The sequence below is a fragment of the Paenibacillus sp. HWE-109 genome, from assembly GCF_022163125.1.
Lineage (GTDB): Bacteria > Bacillota > Bacilli > Paenibacillales > NBRC-103111 > Paenibacillus_E.
On sequence record NZ_CP091881.1, the window covers coordinates 2,562,723 to 2,577,268 of the forward strand.

At 45.1% G+C, this 14,546-nt stretch carries 13 protein-coding genes and 1 riboswitch; of the genes, 11 read left to right on the top strand and 2 right to left on the bottom strand.

Annotated elements, in window-relative coordinates; translation table 11 throughout:
* Window positions 1-29 precede the first annotated feature (29 nt).
* Complete coding sequence (locus tag LOZ80_RS10485) at window positions 30-1,685, top strand: helix-turn-helix domain-containing protein (protein WP_238171375.1); 1,656 nt, start codon at window positions 30-32, stop codon at window positions 1,683-1,685.
* A 100-nt stretch (window positions 1,686-1,785) separates the two neighbouring features.
* Here LOZ80_RS10485 and LOZ80_RS10490 read toward each other — a convergent pair whose 3' ends face one another.
* Together LOZ80_RS10490 and LOZ80_RS10495 are read right to left on the bottom strand one after the other, a co-directional pair.
* Complete coding sequence (locus tag LOZ80_RS10490; protein ID WP_238171376.1) at window positions 1,786-1,998, bottom strand: SRPBCC family protein; 213 nt, start codon at window positions 1,996-1,998, stop codon at window positions 1,786-1,788.
* Window positions 1,999-2,920: 922 nt separating this feature from the next.
* Window positions 2,921-4,201 carry an IS110 family RNA-guided transposase gene (locus tag LOZ80_RS10495; protein WP_238167177.1) on the bottom strand — a complete coding sequence of 427 codons (1,281 nt, stop codon included), beginning with the start codon at window positions 4,199-4,201 and terminating at the stop codon, window positions 2,921-2,923.
* 255 nt (window positions 4,202-4,456) lie between these two features.
* Between LOZ80_RS10495 and LOZ80_RS10500 the strand changes: the two genes are divergently transcribed.
* From LOZ80_RS10500 to LOZ80_RS10545, 10 genes are all read left to right on the top strand, one after another.
* Complete coding sequence (locus tag LOZ80_RS10500) at window positions 4,457-6,916, top strand: S9 family peptidase (RefSeq protein WP_238171377.1); 2,460 nt, start codon at window positions 4,457-4,459, stop codon at window positions 6,914-6,916.
* A 121-nt stretch (window positions 6,917-7,037) separates the two neighbouring features.
* The gene (locus tag LOZ80_RS10505; protein WP_238171378.1) at window positions 7,038-7,751 is read left to right on the top strand and encodes a 2OG-Fe(II) oxygenase; all 714 of its coding nucleotides are present in this window, start codon (window positions 7,038-7,040) and stop codon (window positions 7,749-7,751) included.
* Between the two features lie 78 nt (window positions 7,752-7,829).
* On the top strand, window positions 7,830-8,597 hold the full coding sequence (locus LOZ80_RS10510; RefSeq protein ID WP_238171379.1) for a sugar phosphate isomerase/epimerase family protein: 768 nt from the start codon (window positions 7,830-7,832) through the stop codon (window positions 8,595-8,597).
* Between the two features lie 373 nt (window positions 8,598-8,970).
* Window positions 8,971-10,191: an LLM class flavin-dependent oxidoreductase gene (locus LOZ80_RS10515; protein WP_238171380.1), complete on the top strand. Its 1,221-nt coding sequence runs from the start codon at window positions 8,971-8,973 to the stop codon at window positions 10,189-10,191.
* A complete protein-coding gene (locus LOZ80_RS10520; RefSeq protein WP_238171381.1) occupies window positions 10,188-11,402 on the top strand; it encodes a M20 metallopeptidase family protein in 1,215 nt (404 codons plus the stop codon). The genes LOZ80_RS10515 and LOZ80_RS10520 overlap by 4 nt, the downstream gene beginning before the upstream one ends.
* Before the next feature lie 301 nt (window positions 11,403-11,703).
* A riboswitch (cyclic di-AMP (ydaO/yuaA leader) is annotated at window positions 11,704-11,837 on the top strand.
* 5 nt (window positions 11,838-11,842) lie between these two features.
* The gene (locus LOZ80_RS10525; RefSeq protein WP_443147058.1) at window positions 11,843-12,493 is read left to right on the top strand and encodes a CAP domain-containing protein; all 651 of its coding nucleotides are present in this window, start codon (window positions 11,843-11,845) and stop codon (window positions 12,491-12,493) included.
* Window positions 12,494-12,627: 134 nt separating this feature from the next.
* Complete coding sequence (locus LOZ80_RS10530; RefSeq protein ID WP_238171383.1) at window positions 12,628-13,089, top strand: hypothetical protein; 462 nt, start codon at window positions 12,628-12,630, stop codon at window positions 13,087-13,089.
* Window positions 13,090-13,135: 46 nt separating this feature from the next.
* On the top strand, window positions 13,136-13,861 hold the full coding sequence (locus LOZ80_RS10535) for an AAA family ATPase (protein WP_238171384.1): 726 nt from the start codon (window positions 13,136-13,138) through the stop codon (window positions 13,859-13,861).
* A gap of 3 nt (window positions 13,862-13,864) precedes the next feature.
* Window positions 13,865-14,098: a GNAT family N-acetyltransferase gene (locus LOZ80_RS10540; protein WP_238171385.1), complete on the top strand. Its 234-nt coding sequence runs from the start codon at window positions 13,865-13,867 to the stop codon at window positions 14,096-14,098.
* 56 nt (window positions 14,099-14,154) lie between these two features.
* Window positions 14,155-14,532 (top strand): GNAT family N-acetyltransferase, encoded by a 378-nt coding sequence (locus LOZ80_RS10545; RefSeq protein ID WP_283214783.1) that lies wholly within the window; start codon window positions 14,155-14,157, stop codon window positions 14,530-14,532.
* Window positions 14,533-14,546 lie beyond the last annotated feature (14 nt).

The following is a 14,546-nucleotide window of genomic DNA, read 5'->3' on the forward strand; positions in this document are numbered from 1 at the left end:
CTCAAATAGCTTTTTCAGGAGGATCACCATTGAATCAAGATGTCAGGGAAGCCCAAATCCTTCATGATCTATTATTTTCCATATGTGGCGTTGGTTCGATGAATAGCACTGACGGATCGATAGATGTAAGCCCATTGGAAGGGCGACATGGGATCATTGCTTTTACCGAAGGCCGCGGTTCTCTCCTGATTGATGGGATTACTGTGCCTATTAAACAGGGAGTATGCCTGATTGCACACGCTGAAACTAAATTAGTGTTTGATACTCGAGAAGGTGATGACCTAACGGGGTTATGGGTCACTTTCAGTATGCACTGTTTGGGTACGAATCGTCCTCTTCCTATACACCCGCACGTTCCCTTTGGGTATCCAATAACCCCAACACCATTCATCAAATGCGTGGACCTGCTGGAGCAAATCGTCCATAAAGGGGAAGATGGGGGGCCATTTGAGAGCTACAAGCAGCAAATTCGTTTGCAAGAATTGCTGCTATTGATGCTGGAAAGTCATCAAGCCAAGCGTGCTGCTACAGATTCCATACAGGCAGTTGAACAATCTGTTGCCTATTTGGAAGAGCACTTCATTGAACATATTACGGTTGAACAGCTTGTACAGCATTCGGGTGTCAGGCGCTGGGAATATAGTTCTATTTTTCAAGCTATCACAGGTTATAAACCTTTGGATTATTTAACAGAAGTGCGAATGAAGCGCGCGAAAGAACTGTTGCTGCTCTCCAATGCGCCCCTCAGAGACATCGCGCACCGGGTAGGATTTAAGGATGAATATTATTTTAATCGTAGATTCCGGCAATCTATGGGGATTTCCCCCAAGCAATATGCGCGTACACATCCAAGGAATGTCATGATTCAGAAGGAGCTAGGTTCCCAGATTGAGCTGCCTTTGCAGAATTCAAGGATTGTTGTGATTGGATATGCCTTGGGAAATTTGCTTACGCTTGGCGTGAGGCCAGTCGGCGCTGATTTGACGGTAATCGGCAAACAGGTTGTTTATCGCAATGAACTCCAACATATTATGGATATTGGACCCAGAGAGGATTTGGAGCGAATAAAGGCACTCGCGCCCGATTTTATTTTTTACTGCAACACGGTTGAAACCGCAGCAACGCCTATTTCCCAGATTGCGCCGACCTTGGTTCTTGACAGAGAAGATGCCAACTTCGAGCAGCTTAGATTAATGGCGGCCGTATTGGGCAAGAGACCTCATGCTGAGAAATGGATTAAGAACTATAAGTCCAAATCCAAGGCATTATGGAACCAATATCGGCTAGATATCAAAGCGAATGAAACGGTAACTGTCATTGTTATCGTAGATGGGCGGCTGTATGTCATGGGGAACCATGGACTCTCCTTCACACTTCATCATCCTCTGGCCTTTAAACCTTCAGAGAAAGTCAGAGCCATGATGGAAATGGGGGTTGAATATCAGGAGATTTCGGCTGAAATGATAGCAGCCTATGCCGGGGATCGGTTATTTTTACTCGTGGGCGAAGACCAGATCTCCTTGGATTCAGCCAAGCTGTTAATCATTAGTCCGTTATGGCGAGAGCTTGCACCTGTGCAAAATAATCTTGTTTACCTCATGGATGCCAAATGGAATTATGATGATTCAATTACGCTGGAACGCCTGCTGAACGTGCTGCCAGATGTTCTTCGCAAAAGCGTTTAGATTAACGAGTTTTGCTAAACATGGCTGCCCCCAAGGTAAAACCTTCAGGGACAGCCACCTTGATGTACCCTCGATTCGCATCCTCTATGACCCAATACACCTATATTGACGTGAATGAGGAACCTGTCTCCACCAAGGACTTCATTCCTGAAAGTACGATTGGTAAACCATTTTCCAGAATTACAGCGGTGCTGGCAGCCTGTGCGAATTCATCAGGGAAAGAGAGAAACCGCCAACTCATTACGAGCTTGCTTGGAGGATCAAATGCGAGAATAATTCCCTCGGGATTGATATTTCGCGGTTTTGTTTCCATAAGGGTTTCACGCTCCAATTCGTTGAAGCAGTCCTTCTGCTATTGTGATGGGCGAGTTATTAGCTGCGATGACAGAGAGCGCAGCATGAAAAGGAACTACAATCCGCTAATTGGCGGAAACGGGAGCAAAAGTAGCATGAATGGGAACGGAGGTACGCTAATAAAGCAGAACATGCTGATTCTGACTGGGAAATGGTGAAATAGCGGACCATAGTTCCCTCTGGAGTGGAATTTGGTGGTTTTCAGCAATATAGCGGATCATAGTTCCCTTTGGGCTGTGCGATGACAGAAGGCGCAGCATGAAAAGGAACTACGATCCGCTAATTGGCGGAAACGGGAGCAAAAGTAGCATGAATGGGAACTGAGGTACGCTAATAAAGAAGAACATGCTGATTCTGACTGGGAAATGGTGAAATAGCGGACCATAGTTCCCTCTGGAGTGTAATCTGGTGGTTTTCAGCAATATAGCGGATCGTAGTTCCCTCCCTCTGTTCTTAGCGTTTTTCTTACATATACTCGCCCATTCGTAGGAATACAACATTCTTGAAGCAGGGTTCTCTAGAAGATAAGGGAGCTGTTTCTCTAAAATCATCAAGAGGGCATACGGGAATAGAGGATGTGCTATTAATTCCTCATTTTCCCATATATGCACGTTTGATTCCACGGTCTCTTGGTGGTTTACCCTCCCATGACTCAACGGGTCGCAGCCCTTACATTCCTTCGTTATACCTGTCCAAGAGGTGGAGGCCGAGATGCTCTAGTAACGGGTCTGTGCCCTTTGGGAACTACTACTCGGTACTTCCGTGCTTTTCGTCATGCGTGATCCTACGAATGGGCCAACATACGCCCCTAGTTAAAAAGCGTTGCTTCCTTCAACTTTCTGACACTCCAGCGGAGCACAATAAACAATGACCAGGATAAACTAAGCAGCTTGCTGCTGCTCCATGTCCGATTTGAATTCTTCTTGCCGTTTTACCATACCGATGATTATACGTGCTAATTTACCGATTAATTTAAAAATAGAGCGGTGCTTTTTCATCTTCATGACCTGTACATTGTGGATATGCCACTGCTGAAAACTCGGATGATTGTTGACAAGTGTGAGTACCGCTAAATACAAATATTTTCGCAATTGGGGCCTTCCACGTTTTGAAAGGGTCACTTTACCTTGATGCTTGCCTGAACTCTGATTCACGAGGTTCATCCCGGCTTGCGAGAGGATTTGTTGACCGTGCGCATACTTGCTTAGGTCCCCGCACCCTGCCAACAATGCCGAGATCATCAACGTGCTCAAACCCTTCAGACTCCGTAGTAAGGGGACCTCCGGTAGTGGTTCAAGCAGCCCTTCCAGCTCTTGTTCGAACTCTCGCAGTCGTTCAGCCAAGCGCTCATAGTCCTCAAGAAGCCTTTTCAGATCATTTCGCGCTTCCACGTACCCTACTTTACTGCCGACGGAATTGCGGGCTGCTGCGATGAGTCTGGTAGCAATCTCCATGCCGGTTCTACCCCCAGCTCGCTTCATTCCGCCTTTTTCTCTCCATAAAGATACCATCTCCAGCGGCGTTAATAGTCTTACGTCTGCCGGCAACGGAAAGATCTTGAGTGAGGCCAGGGAACGGACGGTTGTCCAGTCCTCAAAAACACGGCAGTACTCGGGAAAGTGGATGTCAAGTAAGCGGAAGATGCGGTTTTTTAGGCTTGTTTGCTGGTTCACCCAGTATTCCCGGTCATTCATGACCATACGTATGCGCTGGTAAACGTCCCCATGCTGATAATAAGGAAAGTAAAATCCCCGACAGACCGCATCTGCGATAACCAAAGCATCTTTGAAGTCGTTTTTGGACTGACTGTTGTCTCGATTCTCTTTGTTTCTATACGTGGTTAAGGGATTGACCAGAACGACTTCATGGTTGTTTTGCGTTAGCCAGTCAGTAAGATTAAACCAGTAGTGCCCCGTTGGTTCGAGTCCAATGAGGAACGAAGTGAGATTTTTTTGGGCTAGTAAATTTTGAATCCAGCGAAATAATTTTTCGAAACCCTCTCTTCCGTTTTCAAACGAAATAGGTCGTCCGATTTCGATCCCACGGAAGTTGACAGCCCGAGCAACGTGTTTTTCTTTGGCAATATCTACACCAACGATAAGATGATTCGTGGTAATTCGTTCGATCCGTTGATTTTCCGAATGTCTTTGTTTAAACTTCATAGTGAGCACTCTCCTGTTATTAGATCATGTTAGTCACTGGCCGGTGACATGATCTTAATGTACAGAGGGTGCTTGTTTTTTGCAAAACCAAAATATTAGCATCTACAGGAATGCTCTGGGCTGTGCGATGACAGAAAGCGCAGCATGAAAAGGAACTACGATCCGCTATCTATGAGTCTATGATTCTAGCAGCTTCTGGTATATAATGGAATCTATTGTGTTAATATGTTGTATCAACTTTACAGGGGGATTTACATGAAAGTTTCTTTTAGAAAACGAATAGCTCATATGGTGGCAGCCGTCTGGATTGCCGCTATTGTGCTGCCAACCGGTGTTCAGGCCAACAGCGACTCAACCGCCTATCCGGATGTGCCTACAGACTATTATGCAAGCCAAGAAATCACGGTGCTAAAGCAGAAAGGAATCGTTAGTGCTGCTGAGGATGGAAGCTTTCATCCAGATGACGCAGTTACACGGGGAGATGCGGCCTTATGGCTGAGCAAGGCGCTCAAGCTGAATAAACCCAAATCGTTAAACGCGTTTACGGATGTGAAAGTGACGAGTCCTTATGCTGAGGCGGTCAATGCCTTGAAGGAGCAGAACATTGTGCAGGGCAATGAGGGGCTGTACGAGCCAGATTCTCTCCTAACCCGTGAACAAATGGCGAGTTTGCTCGTTCGCGCTTTTCAACTCCGAGATAACGGCATACAGGCATGGCTCAAAGATGAAACAACGATCGGCAAAGTTCACCACGACGATGTCATGAAGTTAAAGCAGAATTTCATTACAGAGCAGATGGAATTTATGCCGCAAAACCAGGTGACCCGTGCACAGCTTGTCTTATTTATTTATCGCACCCTTTCTCAAAAGGAGGAAACAGCGCAAGGTCCTGTTTCTTTGGAAGACTTTTTGCGAATGCCGGATAAGGTCTCAATGAGGCTCTCGCCTGACAGCAAAACGCTGGCTTACTTGCAGCCATGGGAGAATCGGATGAATGTTCATATCCAAAAGGTTGGAGAGACGCAAAGCACGCGAATCACCAGCTCCAAGGATGAGAACATTCACAGTTTAATATGGATTACCGACAAGATTCTCATCTACACAGTCGATAGCGGCGGAACGGAAAATCAGCATATTCGCGCTGTTCACATTGACGGTTCGGGAGATATGGACCTAACTCCTTATACGAACGTAAAGTCAGATTTGCTTGACATTCTGCCAGCAAAGGATGAAAGCGACATTGAGCTTTTGCTTACAATGAACAAACGTGATCCCAAAGTTATGGATGTATATCGGGTTAAGCTAAGTACCGGAGATACCAAGTTGCAGATACAGAACCCCGGGAACGTCGTGTACTGGCAGACTGATAATTGGGGCGAAATTCGGACTGCGATTGCCAGAGACGGCGATACGACCAGCCTGCTTTACAGAGAAGACGAGGACAAAGATTTTGACAAAATCACTACTTTTGACGCAAAAGATACCTTTATTCCAGTCATGTTCTCCTTTAATAATGAACAAATCTACGCTGCTTCGAACGTTGGACGCGATAAGCAAGCTTTAGTGAAATTTGATCCGATTACGAAGAAAGAGACAGAAGTCGTTTATGAGAATGACGAAGTCGATATCGATAATTTTATCGTTTCCTACAAGAAAAAAGCGATTCTTGCCGTATACTATGAGACGGATGATATGAAAATGCATTACTTGGACAAAGAATTTGAAGAGCTGTCGCACAAAATTGAAGCCAAGCTGAATACTCGCCATTGGAATCTAGTCGGATCGCCGGATAAGAATCTACTGCTTTTGTATTCGGGTAGTGATAAATCATATGGCACTTATTATTTATATGACCGCAAGGCGGATAAGCTTGATAAAATAGATGACATTCATCCGAAAATCGATGAGTCTAAGCTGGCTGATATGAAGCCGATTTCTTTTAAAAGTAGGGATGGCTTAATTATTCACGGTTACTTAACGCTTCCCAAAGGCGTTGTTCCCAACAAACTTCCTGTAGTTATCAATCCACATGGGGGACCTTGGGCTCGTGATTCATGGGGGTATCAGATGGAAGTTCAGCTGCTGGCCAGCCAAGGGTATGCCGTGCTTCAATTGAATTTCCGCGGTTCCACAGGCTATGGGAAAGCCTTTTTGCATGCCGGTGACAAACAATGGGGCAAAGCCATGCAGAATGATATTACCGACGGAGTAAACTGGCTGATTAAGAGGGGGACAGCTGACCCTGAACGCGTCGCGATATATGGAGCTTCCTATGGTGGGTATGCGACACTAGCTGGCATGACTTTCACGCCTGATTTGTATGCTGCAGGTATTGATTACGTAGGGCCTTCGAATCTCTTAACCTTCATGAACACGATTCCCCCTTATTGGGAACTAAATCGCCCCCAGATGATTCAACAGGTAGGTGACCCCATAAAAGATAGGAAGCAGCTCGAAATGGTATCACCTTTGCTTCACGCGAGTCAAATTAAATCACCGCTGATGATTGTACAAGGCGTGAATGATCCCAGGGTGAATAGGGCAGAATCTGATCAAATGGTTGAAGCGCTGCGCAAGCTGGATGTAGACGTTCCTTATATGCTCAAGCGGAATGAAGGTCATGGTTTTCAAAAGGTGGAAAACGAACGCGATTTTTATCAAGCACTAATCCATTTTCTTAATCAAAACGTGAAAAATAAGAAAAAATCAGCGTAACCGAAGTGTCATTCTTTCATTATCTTGCTCTTCCATTCGAGAAAGCGTACAAAAGCTTCATGCTGCGGTTATACTGATCCCAGAAGTTAATAAACTGATCTTAAACTGGGGGTTAAGCAACATGCCTAAGCAACTGCAAACAAGTTTAGAAAATCTGAATTGGCCCTCAATCCAACAATCGCTGGATGAACAGGGATATGTCAAATTGCCTGCTTTATTAAATAAACAGGATTGTGAGGATGTCATCAGCGGATATGAGGAAGAGGATTACTTTCGAACGACCATCGATATGGCAAGGTACCGTTTTGGGATTGGAGAGTACAAATATTACAATACACCGCTGCCACCATTGCTGCAGCAGCTTCGAGAGGGTTTATACCCTGAACTTGCAATAACAGCTAACCGATGGCTGGGGCAATTGGGCCAACCTGCTACGTATCCGGCAACATTAGCAGAATTCCTTGATCTATGTCATCTAGAAGGACAGAATCGGCCAACCCCGCTGATCCTGAAATATGAAACAGGCGGATACAATTGTTTGCATCAGGATTTATACGGGAATGTGTGCTTTCCTTTTCAGGTGGTTTTCGCTCTGAATCAAAGAGAGATAGATTTCACAGGCGGGGAATTCTTACTGGTGGAGCAAAGGCCGAGGGCGCAAAGCCGGGGCCATGTCATCACCTTGGAACAAGGAGAGGGGCTGGTTTTTCCTACGAATCATCGCCCTCTATTAGGAACGCGCGGGTATTACAAAACTACACTCCGACATGGTGTAAGTACTGTGAAGACAGGTACGAGATACAGTTTAGGGATTATTTTTCATGATGCGAAATAGAAACTTTAGATGGTTCTAATCTCCATTTCATGATATATATGATAGGACTCATATATATCATGAAATGGAGTGAAATGAATGAGAATCGCCGCACAATTGTATACGTTACGCGACTTTTTGGGAACCCACCAAGACATTGGCAATAGCTTGAAAAAAGTCAAACAAATGGGTTATCGGGCCATCCAGGCTTCTGGAGTTGGGCCTATCGATGACGCAGAATTTAAAGCGCTTGCAGATCAAGAAGGTTTGACAATCTGCGCGACGCACATCGGGTACAATGACCTGTTGAATGATATGGATTCGGTTATTGCTAAACATCAAGCATGGGACTGCAAATACGTTGGTTTAGGCGGACTCCCCGAGAAATTCCGTGAAAATAGCCAAGGTTATGCGGCATTTGCGAAGCAAGCTTCTGAATTCGGCAGACAACTGAAAAGTGCAGGATTAACGTTCATCTATCATAACCATGATTTTGAGTTTTCCAAATATGATGGTAAAACCGGCATGCAGATTTTATTCGAGGAATCAGATCCTGACGCCGTGGATTTCGAGTTGGACGTTTATTGGGTGCAAGCTGGAGGCGCCGATCCCATCGAGTGGATTCGCAAGATGGACGGGCGTATGAAGGTTGTGCATTTTAAGGATATGATTGTGACCGCGGATCGGAAACAGCGGTTTTCAGAAGTTGGTGAAGGCAATATGAATTTCAAAGGTATTCTTCAAGCCTGTGAAGAGATTGGCGTAGAGTGGGCAGCGGTCGAACAGGATGACTGTTATGACCGCAATCCCTTTGAAAGTCTGGAGATCAGCTTCACCAATCTTGCAAAACTTGGGGCAAAAAATTAAGTAGAGTTCCTATTAAATGTTGATTGGCTATCCGATGAGCTGGTGTTGCTCAATGGATGGCTTTTTTTTGATGCATATAGAAACAAACCGTAACCAATAATTTTATAAAATAATGTCCCGATGTAACATACATATATGAAGGTATATGAATGGTTTAACTTAACTATAAAAATTATCTAAGCGTATTTGCCTTTAAAAATATCATTAAATTTTTCGATTATTTTTCAAGTTTTAAATAAAAAAATCGATTAGACCGCAACGAAGAGGCGGTGCTAAGATAGGCAAAGTATTATTCCTATTATTTTCATAGGATAAGTAAGTTAAAGGGCGAAAATAGTTAGATCTGTCATATCAACTAGGAGCGTGGGAACAAATGTCCAAGAAAAAAATGCTCAAATTCGGTGCCCTGATACAAGGAGTTGGCGCCCATATTGGCTTATGGCGGCATCCGGACGCACAGGTGGATGCCAGCGTTAGTCTGGAATTCTATAAGAGCCAAGCTCAAATTGCGGAAGCAGGGAAATTTGATTTGGTCTTCATCGCTGACGGCCTCTATATTAACGAACAGTCGATTCCTCACTTTCTGAATCGCTTCGAGCCGATTACGATTCTTTCAGCACTAGCAGCTGTGACGAACCGAATTGGACTAGTTGGCACGCTGTCAACCTCTTACAGCGAGCCTTTCAGCGTAGCCAGGCAGTTCGCTTCTCTTGATCATATCAGCGGAGGCAGGGCAGGGTGGAATGTCGTCACCTCACCGCTTGAAGGTTCAGCCCGCAACTTCAACAAAGGACAGCACCCGAGCCATGCTGAGCGCTATCGCATAGCGGAGGAACATCTGCAGGCAACTAGAGGATTGTGGAACACATGGGAAGATGGGTTCCATAGTCAGCCCGTCATTTTCCAGGCAGGCTCGTCGGAAGCTGGCAGAAATCTGGCTGCCAAGTCAGCCGATGCTGTGTTAACTGAGCATGAGGACATCGAGAAAGCGAAGGAGTTCTACCGTGATGTAAAAGCTCGAGCCAAGGCTTATGGACGCTCGGAAGATGATATTGCTATTATGCATGGCATCGGCTTGATTATAGGTCGAACCCAGGAAGAAGCAGAGCGTAAACGCGAGGAAATAGCGAATCTGGTTACAATTGAAGGCGCAATCGCCCATCTGGGCAGATTTTTTGAGCATCACGACTTCTCACAGTATCCTTTGGATGCGCCGTTCCCTGATCTGGGCGACCTTGGCAGCAATAGCTACCAAAGTATCACCGGGCGAATCAAGCGTATGGCTGAGGAACAGAAATTAACGCTTAGGCAGGTTGCATTTCGCGCTGTAACTCCGCCTGGCGAGTTCGTCGGCACACCTTTGTATATCGCTGATCTGATCCAGCATTGGCACGAGGAAGGTGCCGCGGACGGTTTCATCATTCAAACGGTTACACCTAAGGCGCTGGAGGCGTTTGTTGAGCAGGTCGTGCCCATTTTGCAGGAGAGAGGCATCTACCGAACTGAGTATGAAAAAGACACTCTGCGGGGGAACTTGGAGCTTGCGATTCCAACCAACAGCTACCTAAGCCGAGCAGAGGAGGTTCACCTATGAATCTCTCACAGCGCTTGAAAGTGCATTTGGACAATTGGGACAACGAAATGATTACGGTACGGCGCGACTTGCATCGTAATCCCGAGAGCATGTTCGATGTGGAACGAACCGCATCACTTGTCGCACAACAGTTGGAGGAATGGGGACTTGAGGTAAGACGCAATGTTGGCAAGCGCTTCAAGGCCGGGGTTGTCGGCATCCTCCGAGGCGGACTGCCCGGGCGCACGATTATGCTGCGAGCGGATATGGACGCTTTGCCTATCCAGGAGCAAACGGAGACGCCGTACCGCTCGCTTAGAGATGGCTTCATGCATGCTTGCGGGCATGATGCGCACACAGCGATGCTTCTCGGCGCCGCGTATGCGCTTAGCAGGGAAGCGAAGAGCTTGAGTGGAGCTGTGTTTTTTGTATTCCAACCTGCCGAAGAAGGCGCTCGGCCCTGTCCCGAAGACGGCAGCCTCGTCAGCGGCAGCCGGGATCTCATCGACGACGGCGTATTGGACGAAGTTGAGCTAGGTTTTGCTTTACATGTCTGGCCGGACCTTCCCACTGGGACAATCGGGCTTAAGGAAGGCTATATCATGGCCGCCTCTTCGCATTTTACATACGAGTTCCACGGACTCTCGGGTCATCATGCTACACCGCATCTGGCGGTGGACGCTTTGGTGATGACAGCACAGTTCGTCATCGAAGCCAAGACAGCAGCAGCCACACAGTGGAATCCGCTGGTCCCAGCCGTGCTTTCATTCGGCACGATGCAAGCGGGAACGGTGCTGAATGCGATTGCTGACGCGGGGAAAGTGACGGGCAGTTTCCGCACATTTGGCAATGAAGCTGTTCAGCGGATGAAAAGTTTGCTTGAAACGCGTGCCGAGTCCGTCGCCCAATCCTTCGGAGGGACGTACACCTCCCGCTACCGCCTAGGCACGGCACTCCTGAATAATGCGGAAATCGTACAGATGGCAGCAAACGCAGCGGTGACCGGAGGCGTAGAAGTTGAGTGGCTGGAGGCTCCAAGTCTTGCAGGGGAAGATTTCGCGCTCTATGCAGAGCGGATCCCGTGTGCCTTCGCTTTCCTGGGAATACGCAATGAAGAGCTTGGTATTGTTCATCCGCTGCATCATCCTCGCTTTGATGTGGACGAGTCGGCCCTTATCATTGGCGCAGGCGTGCATATCCGCTTCGTTCTAGAGGCGCTTGGGCATAGTTAATTCGACGACTGTCGTCGTCGTTATACAGAAAAGAAACTGTGGCAATAACGTTGAAAATCATCGTTAAAATTGTAAAAGCGAGAGATTTCGTATCTGTAAGGGTGAAAAACAACGTTAACATAAGGGAACTATACTGGAGATTAACCTTTTCGAGGCATTAACGCTGCAAATCATCGTTAAAGCTGTATATGAGAGGGTTTTCTCATTTATAAGAATGAAAAACAACCTTAATGGGAAATATTGCATCATGATTTCATCGTTTTCACGTGTTACAATTTATAGGATCCATTTTGGATCAAAAAAACTTAGAAGGCCGAAGCTTTAGTATGAAGCACGGGGGAACCATTCTTTGGGGTGAAGTCGCGTGAGCGACCGGGTGATTACTCTTTGATCCGAATCCGACAGCTAACCTCGCAGGCCGTAAAAAGGAGAGATGTATGTTGAAACGCTACAAAAAATTTATGGTAACCGGCGCATTAGGATTAAGCCTTCTAGTGGGTTCGACCGCGGCGATGGCCGCATCATCGACTTATCATGTATCCGGCAACGATACGATGTGGCTAATCTCCCAAAAGTATGGGATCAGTCTAACATCACTCATTCAGGCTAACCCTCAGGTTGCCAATCCCAATGTGATCTGGTCAGGTATGAAATTGAACATACCTGGAGGCCCAAGCACTACCCCAGCTCCCCAAACACCGGTTGTTACAGCACCATCGCAAGCAACATTTGCTAGCCAGGTCGTTACTATTGTGAATCAGGAGCGTGCGAAGGCGGGGCTTAGTCCTTTGACCAGCAATAGCGCACTTACAACGATGGCTTTGGATAAAGCGAAGGATATGTACAATAATGGCTATTTTGATCATACCTCGCCTACGTATGGCTCTCCTTTTGATATGATGAGCACTTATGGCATTCGTTATTCCTATGCAGGTGAAAATATCGCAAAAGGGCAGCAAACGCCTGAAGCCGTCATGAAAGCATGGATGAACAGCACGGGTCACCGTCAAAACATCCTAAGCCCCAACTTTACCCAAATAGGTGTCGCTTATTACAATGGTGAGTGGGTTCAGGAATTTATCAGTAATTAATTATATTGAAATAGTGCCAGCAAACCCAATGGTTTGCTGGTTTTTCTGTTTGACTACTTACATAGTTGTGTTGAAGTTTATATAATTAAGAGAAGATGCGAAAGAAACCTAGAATAATGCAAAAGTAAGGTGAAATGATGGATTTCAGAATGAGTCTTGAACCTCACGGATGGTTAGATATTGTTATCACTAGTAATGAAGGCACTGAGATTGAGATTCCAGCTTCTTTTTTATCTGACGCGATAAGTGATCTTACGGATAAAACGTCAAATTTGCTTGAACATGCAAATGAATTTTTAATATCCATACAGACTGAACCTGGAGAATACCGAATTAAATACTCAAAGATCTCGAGAGAATTGATTCTATTTGAGTTATATGAAATGGATGATAATTTCAGTTCTGAAGAACTTTTTAAAGGCAAATTATTAATAAGTGAACATGTACATACTATTAAATTACTTAGAATGATCTATAGAGAATTAACTAAGATGAAGGATCTAGGAATGGAAGAGTTTAAAGAAAGATGGAGTTACGATTTTCCAGTAAACACTTACGATAAGATATCAACATCCATAAAGAAACTTAAACAATAAAAGAACAAGAATTTAATTTATAAAGTCCTATCTGGAGTTGAAATTCATGTACTTGAGAAGCATTAAGATACTAAAAAATGAACAAACGAATCCGAAAACGTATCCATTTTCCATACCTGCCATAAAATCTTTGAATACACTAACATTTCGAACAAATGTCACCTTTCTTGTTGGGGAAAATGGGTCGGGCAAATCAACGCTTCTTGAAGCAATCGCCTATCAAAGCGGCTTTAATACGGCTGGCGGCGGGAAGAACAACTACTATGATGTGGATGCTGCCCATTCCATTCTGGGGGATCACATACGACTTTCGTGGATGCCTAAGATCACAAATGGCTTTTTCCTAAGAGCTGAAACCTTTTACCATTTTGCTTCTCATTTGGATACTTTGCCCGAAAGCCTGCAGTATTATGGCGGCCGTTCTTTGCATGAGCAATCGCATGGTGAAGCATTTCTTTCGCTTTTTAAACATCGTTTTGGGAAAAAGGCGATTTACTTGCTCGATGAACCCGAAGCGGCATTATCACCTGCCAGGCAATTGGCATTAATGCGGGTAATTAAGGATTTAGAGAAAGAAGCTCAGTTCATCATTGCGACGCATTCCCCGATACTTCTTGGATTTCCGGATGCACAGATTATTAACTTTGATGTAGATCCTGTTGCTGAAATACGCTATGAGGACACGTTGCATTACATCCTAACAAGACGTTTTCTCGAAAACAGAAAATCGGTTCTGAATGATTTGTTCAGCGATGAAGATGATGAGATGTGAAAAATGATGAATATAACTATACGTAAATATGACAGTTCCGACGCCGCGCCCATCGTCAATTTGATCAATCAAGATGAATATAATTTGCAAAAAGGCATGACCATCCAAGAATTTGAACGATATTTAGATGATCCTGGAGCCAGGAGTCGAGACCATACATTTGTAGCTGTCAGCCATGAGCAAATTATTGGGTACTCAGTAATAAAGAACTCACTAGGCCTAATCTTTCTCATTTAAAGAGTGGCTGCTACATTAGTTCACCTACAATTAAGGATGCAGCGGCATGGGCAGCAATCTATAATGATGCATTTAATGGCAAAAAAACGACTGAAAGTGTGGTTCATGAGTTTAATAGTTCTGACTTTAATTCTAAATTGTATGTGTTGGCATGTAACATGAAGGGTGAACCTGTGGCGTTCATTTCTGCGAAGTTAGTTGGGGAAGTAGGCCAAATTCCAACGCTTGCTGTTAGACGAGATGCTCAAAGTCAAGGTATAGGAACATATTTACTTTTGGAAATCATAGATAGGTTACAAATGGCAGGTGCTAAAGAAGTAATCCTAAGTGTCAGTTCGACTAACACTAAAGCGATTAATTTGTATGAGAAAAATGGATTTACCCCCTATGCCAAACGAAGTTATTATTTCAAAAAAATATCTGCTAACGATTGACATTCACCTTACGT

Bases quoted from the DNA above. Each gene is read 5' to 3' on its own strand.
- LOZ80_RS10490 (WP_238171376.1), bottom strand. From the start codon at position 1,998: ATGGAAACAAAACCGCGAAATATCAATCCCGAGGGAATTATTCTCGCA.
- LOZ80_RS10495 (WP_238167177.1), bottom strand. From the start codon at position 4,201: ATGAAGTTTAAACAAAGACATTCGGAAAATCAACGGATCGAACGAATT.
- LOZ80_RS10500 (WP_238171377.1), top strand. From the start codon at position 4,457: ATGAAAGTTTCTTTTAGAAAACGAATAGCTCATATGGTGGCAGCCGTC.
- LOZ80_RS10505 (WP_238171378.1), top strand. From the start codon at position 7,038: ATGCCTAAGCAACTGCAAACAAGTTTAGAAAATCTGAATTGGCCCTCA.
- LOZ80_RS10510 (WP_238171379.1), top strand. From the start codon at position 7,830: ATGAGAATCGCCGCACAATTGTATACGTTACGCGACTTTTTGGGAACC.
- LOZ80_RS10515 (WP_238171380.1), top strand. From the start codon at position 8,971: ATGTCCAAGAAAAAAATGCTCAAATTCGGTGCCCTGATACAAGGAGTT.
- LOZ80_RS10520 (WP_238171381.1), top strand. From the start codon at position 10,188: ATGAATCTCTCACAGCGCTTGAAAGTGCATTTGGACAATTGGGACAAC.
- LOZ80_RS10530 (WP_238171383.1), top strand. From the start codon at position 12,628: ATGATGGATTTCAGAATGAGTCTTGAACCTCACGGATGGTTAGATATT.
- LOZ80_RS10535 (WP_238171384.1), top strand. From the start codon at position 13,136: ATGTACTTGAGAAGCATTAAGATACTAAAAAATGAACAAACGAATCCG.
- LOZ80_RS10540 (WP_238171385.1), top strand. From the start codon at position 13,865: ATGATGAATATAACTATACGTAAATATGACAGTTCCGACGCCGCGCCC.